The following is a 4,213-nucleotide window of genomic DNA, read 5'->3' as shown; positions in this document are numbered from 1 at the left end:
GTTGGGAATTTCCCGTCCCACACTCTACCGCAAGATCAAACTGTATGGTCTTGAAAGAGGTAAATAACCTGTTTGGTATCGCGCTTGCAGATCAAGAACAGATCGAAACTAAAACCTGTCAGGTGAAACCGCGTTGGAGGTTCACAGTGCCTGACAACGCAGCAATTTTGCTGTTTGAGAACCCGTTTTCAGCAATCCGGTAGTTTAATTTCCTCAAATATTGCAGAAACTTCCGGCAACAATCACGACACCCGCCTATGATGCCGCCGGAAATTTTCTCATGTTTCGGCTTATGGAACGATGACACCGCGCCCTGTAAAGCGGCGGTTCTTGAAATCATCGATTGCCATGTTGATGTTGTCGAGGGAGTATTCGGTGTAGTGCATCTTCACCAGGCCATCGGCATTCAATTCCATCAGCTCCACCAGCTCGGTGTAATCGCCGACAAGGCTGCCGCCAATCTTGATTTCATTGACGACAAGATCGACGGTTGGAACCTCGATTTGACCTCCATATCCGACCACGATCAGCTCTCCGCCCTGGCGCAGCAGTTTCCAGCAGATATTTTCCACGCCCAGCTCGCCGACAAAGTCAATCACCACCTGACTGCCGCCGCCTGTGACGTCTTTCACCTGTTCGATCAGATCCGGCCCGCCATCGAGCACAATGTCTGCACCCAGATCTCGCGCCAAAGCCTGGGCTCCTGGTTCGCGGTCGACCGCGATGATTCGAGCACCGCAAATATTTTTCAGACATTGAATGGCAATATGCCCCAGACCTCCGACGCCGAGCACAGTTACATAGGATCCGGGATGAACTAATCCTGCTGCCCGTTTAGCGGCACGGTAGGCGGTAATGCCTGCATCCGCCATCGGCGCCACTTCAAGCGGAGTGATATTGGTGTTCAGCTTGATGACCGAACTTTCGTTTGTCAGGAAGTATTCCGCAAACCCGCCATCCAGCCCAAGTCCGGGAAACTGTCCATGGTCGCAATACATATCGTGACCGTAGCGGCAGTTCAGACAGATCCCGCAACTTCTGTGCGGATGAACAATGACCGCGTCTCCGGGCTTGACGGATTTGACATTGCTGCCGACATCTTCCACCCATCCCGCGTTTTCGTGCCCCATAATGTATGGCAAGAGGCTCCCCTCGACATCCATTATGTCCTTCCAGACCCCTTCAATGATATGAAGATCGGTGCGGCACAATCCGGCAGCACCGACTTTGACGACAATTTCATCCGGTGCGTTGATTGTTGGAGCGGAGACATTCTCGATCTTGAGATCGACATTCATCTCCGGGTCATATTCATAAAGCCTTGCAGCCTTCATAACAGGTTCCTTTCTCAGGTAAGAGGATGAGTGGCGCAGACGGTGCCTGCGCCAAAGTGAGCCTTAGGGACGTCCCAGAAGTTCAGCCCCTCCGCCCAGCGCCGGACCCGCGGTGGGATCGGCTTCGCCCTCTTCGAGATCTCCAACCAGTGTCTCGGTCGTCAGGATCAACGTGGCCACCGAGGTCGCATTGACCAGCGCACTGGCCGTTACACGAACCGGGTCGATCACACCGGCAGCAAACATGTCCTGAAACTCGCCGACTGCTGCGTTAAACCCATGTCCTGGAACAGCCGACGTTACAGAAGCGACAACTGAGTCCGGATCTGCCCCGGCATTGCTGGCAATTCTTGCCACCGGCTGGGTGAGCACAGACCGGACCAGTTCCACTCCGGCCTTGATGTCGGCTTCATTTTCCGATGCAAGATCTTTCAGGACCCAATCGATTTGCGCCAGAGCTGTGCCACCGCCGGCAACTACACCGTCCTCTGAGGCGGCCCGGACAGCTGCCAGGGCGTCATCGATCAGCTGAATTTTGCGCTTTTGTTCAACCGGTGTGAATCCACCGGCGTAAATCACCGCAGTTCCACCCGTCAGTTTGGACAACCGCTCACGGAGCTTGTCCTGCTCGATATTTGGAGGGGCTGCTTCATACTGGCGCTGAATCTGGGAGCGTCGGGCAGCAATAAGGTTCGGCTCACCTTCCCCCTGAATAACGCTGGTCAAAGATGCGGAGACCTTGACCTTCTTCGCTCCGCCCAACTGTGCAAGCGTAACGTCCTCGATCCTTTTGCCAAGCTCTCGAGAGATGACTTCACCTCCGGTCAAAATGGCCAGGTCGTCCATCATTGCCGTACGCCAGTGCCCGTATTCCGGAGGATGAACAATCAGGTATTTCCCACGGCCGCTGTCTTCAAGCAGATCAACCACGACTTCCGGGGCGATTTCCTCCGCGATGATTAGAAGTGGCCGTCCCGCGTTTGCCGCAGTCTGGCGTGCTTTCTTCAGCACTTCCGGTTTCGGAATCTTGTGATCCGTCATCAATATCAGCGGGTTGTCGAGAACCGCTTCCATATTCTCCGGATCTGTCACCATGTGATGGGAAATATAGCCGCGATCAAAGGATATTCCTTCGATGATCTCCAGCGTGGTATCGACCGTTACACCAAAATCCGCGGTGATGATGCCGGTACGGCCCACACGTTCATAAGCATCAGCAACCAGTGCACCGAGCTCGGGATCAGACGCTGAAACACCTGCAACTGCCTTTAGGTACTCTGGATTTTCCTCGCAGGATCGGGAAGACTCGTCGAGTCCCTCAATAATTTTTGAAACCGCAAGTTCGATGCCTTTGCACAGATCGACGGGTTTTACGCCATTTGCAGTAATCGCAACACCTTTCTGGATCAATGCATTGGCAAGGACAATTGCCGTAGTCGTCCCATCTCCGGCAACCTCATTTGTCTGCATAGAGACTTCACGAACAACCTGGGCTCCCATGTTTTCAAACCGGTCGGACAATTCAATTTCCGATGCGATCGAAACGCCGTCCCGGGAAACGATCGGAGTGCCTACCGGACGGTCGATCATCGCGTTCAGGCCTTTGGGGCCAAGTGTCGGTTCTACGGCTGCGGCCAGTTTCGCGACACCTTTTGCAAGTGCAGCGCGAGCGCTGCCGTTATGGATAAGTAGTTTGGCCATCATCTGTCTCCTTGAATTGGATACACTGCGGGCGGCACGCAGTTACATTCGGCTAGCGTCAAACGGAACCGGCGTTGCGGGGGGGAACACGCCCTTGAATGAAGTCGACAAGCGTCGGGCCGTTCGATCCGAACTCGACTTCCTTGTAGCGGCTTGATTGCAACCCGCGGCAAAGCGCACCGTTGAATTCCATGTTGATGCGAACGGAGCGCAGCTCGCTGAGGTGTTGGCGCAGGTTATCAGGTTCGATCCGATTTCCGGCCCAGGTCACAAAGACCGGGTCATATGGAGCGGAGGCGAGATTGCGCGAGACCAGCAAGGACCGATAGCGCGGCTTTTGCTTCTTCTCTTCTTCACCCTGGAACTCGATCAAATCGAATTCCGACAATTTCATCGAAACGATCTCTTCGGCAGAGTATCCAACTTGTTGCAACGCAAGCAGAACGGTTTCCTGCCGCCGGATGAAGGCCTTTTCGAGAAACTTGAGCTTGACGGCGTCCAGGTTTTCACCATTGCAGTACTCGGTAAAAACATCGTCGAAACTGCGGTCGCCGTTGACGCCGGCGTTGACCTTATCGTCAAAACAATGGTCCTTGAGCGTGACCGTCACCTCACGCACCCAACTCAAGCTGGCAATTTCCTGCTTGATGCCAAAGGCCATTAGAAAGGCGAAATTCGGTGAGCACCAGTAGGTAGGAAGTCGAAAATCGACTTCCACCCTTTCAGCATTGAAAACATCAACCCTTTCAACGAAACCCATGTCCGTAATGGGCTCGTCAAGTTCGGGATCCGACACATTTTCCAACTGCTCCCAGACCACCGACGCCAATTCAGACTGTTGAATTTCGTGAAACATGGGGTCACTCCGCTGCGATCTGAACTGGTGATGAGTTCAGCTGCTGGAGCTTGGCAGCAACGTCGATATTGTAGAGTTTCGCCGCATTCAGTCCGAGGATCTTCTCCTTGACTTCGTCCGTCAGCTGCACCCCGCTGCGTTCAGCAGATATGTCTTCGGGAATCTGATAGTTCCAGAACTGGTCCACAAGCCAGGCAGGTGTCCAGATCGCGTAATCGGACCCGAACAGGATCTTGTCCTCACCAACCCACCACAGAAGTTCGGAGATGACTTCTCCGAAGTAGCGCGGGCGTGAGTGGATGAAAGGCAACGCCACAGCAAG

Annotated in this window: 5 protein-coding genes; 1 reads left to right on the top strand and 4 read right to left on the bottom strand. The window is 54.1% G+C overall.

The genetic code is table 11. The features are described from left to right. The coding region (locus tag K5905_RS28840; protein ID WP_297590888.1) for a hypothetical protein at positions 1 to 203 on the top strand (203 nt) is incomplete at its 5' end. Positions 204 to 290: 87 nt separating this feature from the next. Here K5905_RS28840 and K5905_RS28835 read toward each other — a convergent pair. The 4 genes from K5905_RS28835 to K5905_RS28820 all read right to left on the bottom strand — a co-directional run. Continuing rightward, positions 291 to 1,334, bottom strand: coding sequence for an NAD(P)-dependent alcohol dehydrogenase (locus K5905_RS28835; protein WP_297590885.1), 1,044 nt, complete (start codon positions 1,332 to 1,334; stop codon positions 291 to 293). Between the two features lie 63 nt (positions 1,335 to 1,397). Continuing rightward, positions 1,398 to 3,035, bottom strand: coding sequence for a molecular chaperone GroEL (locus K5905_RS28830; protein ID WP_297590883.1), 1,638 nt, complete (start codon positions 3,033 to 3,035; stop codon positions 1,398 to 1,400). Positions 3,036 to 3,093: 58 nt separating this feature from the next. Continuing rightward, positions 3,094 to 3,891 carry an iron-sulfur cluster assembly protein gene (locus K5905_RS28825; protein ID WP_297590880.1) on the bottom strand — a complete coding sequence of 266 codons (798 nt, stop codon included), beginning with the start codon at positions 3,889 to 3,891 and terminating at the stop codon, positions 3,094 to 3,096. Between the two features lie 4 nt (positions 3,892 to 3,895). Beyond that, positions 3,896 to 4,213 (bottom strand): amidohydrolase family protein (locus K5905_RS28820; RefSeq protein WP_297590878.1); only part of this gene is annotated, 318 nt, incomplete at its 5' end.

It is taken from the genome of Roseibium sp. (genome assembly GCF_025698965.1).
Lineage (GTDB): Bacteria > Pseudomonadota > Alphaproteobacteria > Rhizobiales > Stappiaceae > Roseibium.
The sequence above is the reverse complement of the archived record's forward strand: the minus strand, read 5'-3'. Positions and strand labels throughout refer to the sequence as shown.

Bases quoted from the DNA above. Each gene is read 5' to 3' on its own strand.
- K5905_RS28835 (WP_297590885.1), bottom strand. From the start codon at position 1,334: ATGAAGGCTGCAAGGCTTTATGAATATGACCCGGAGATGAATGTCGAT.
- K5905_RS28830 (WP_297590883.1), bottom strand. From the start codon at position 3,035: ATGGCCAAACTACTTATCCATAACGGCAGCGCTCGCGCTGCACTTGCA.
- K5905_RS28825 (WP_297590880.1), bottom strand. From the start codon at position 3,891: ATGTTTCACGAAATTCAACAGTCTGAATTGGCGTCGGTGGTCTGGGAG.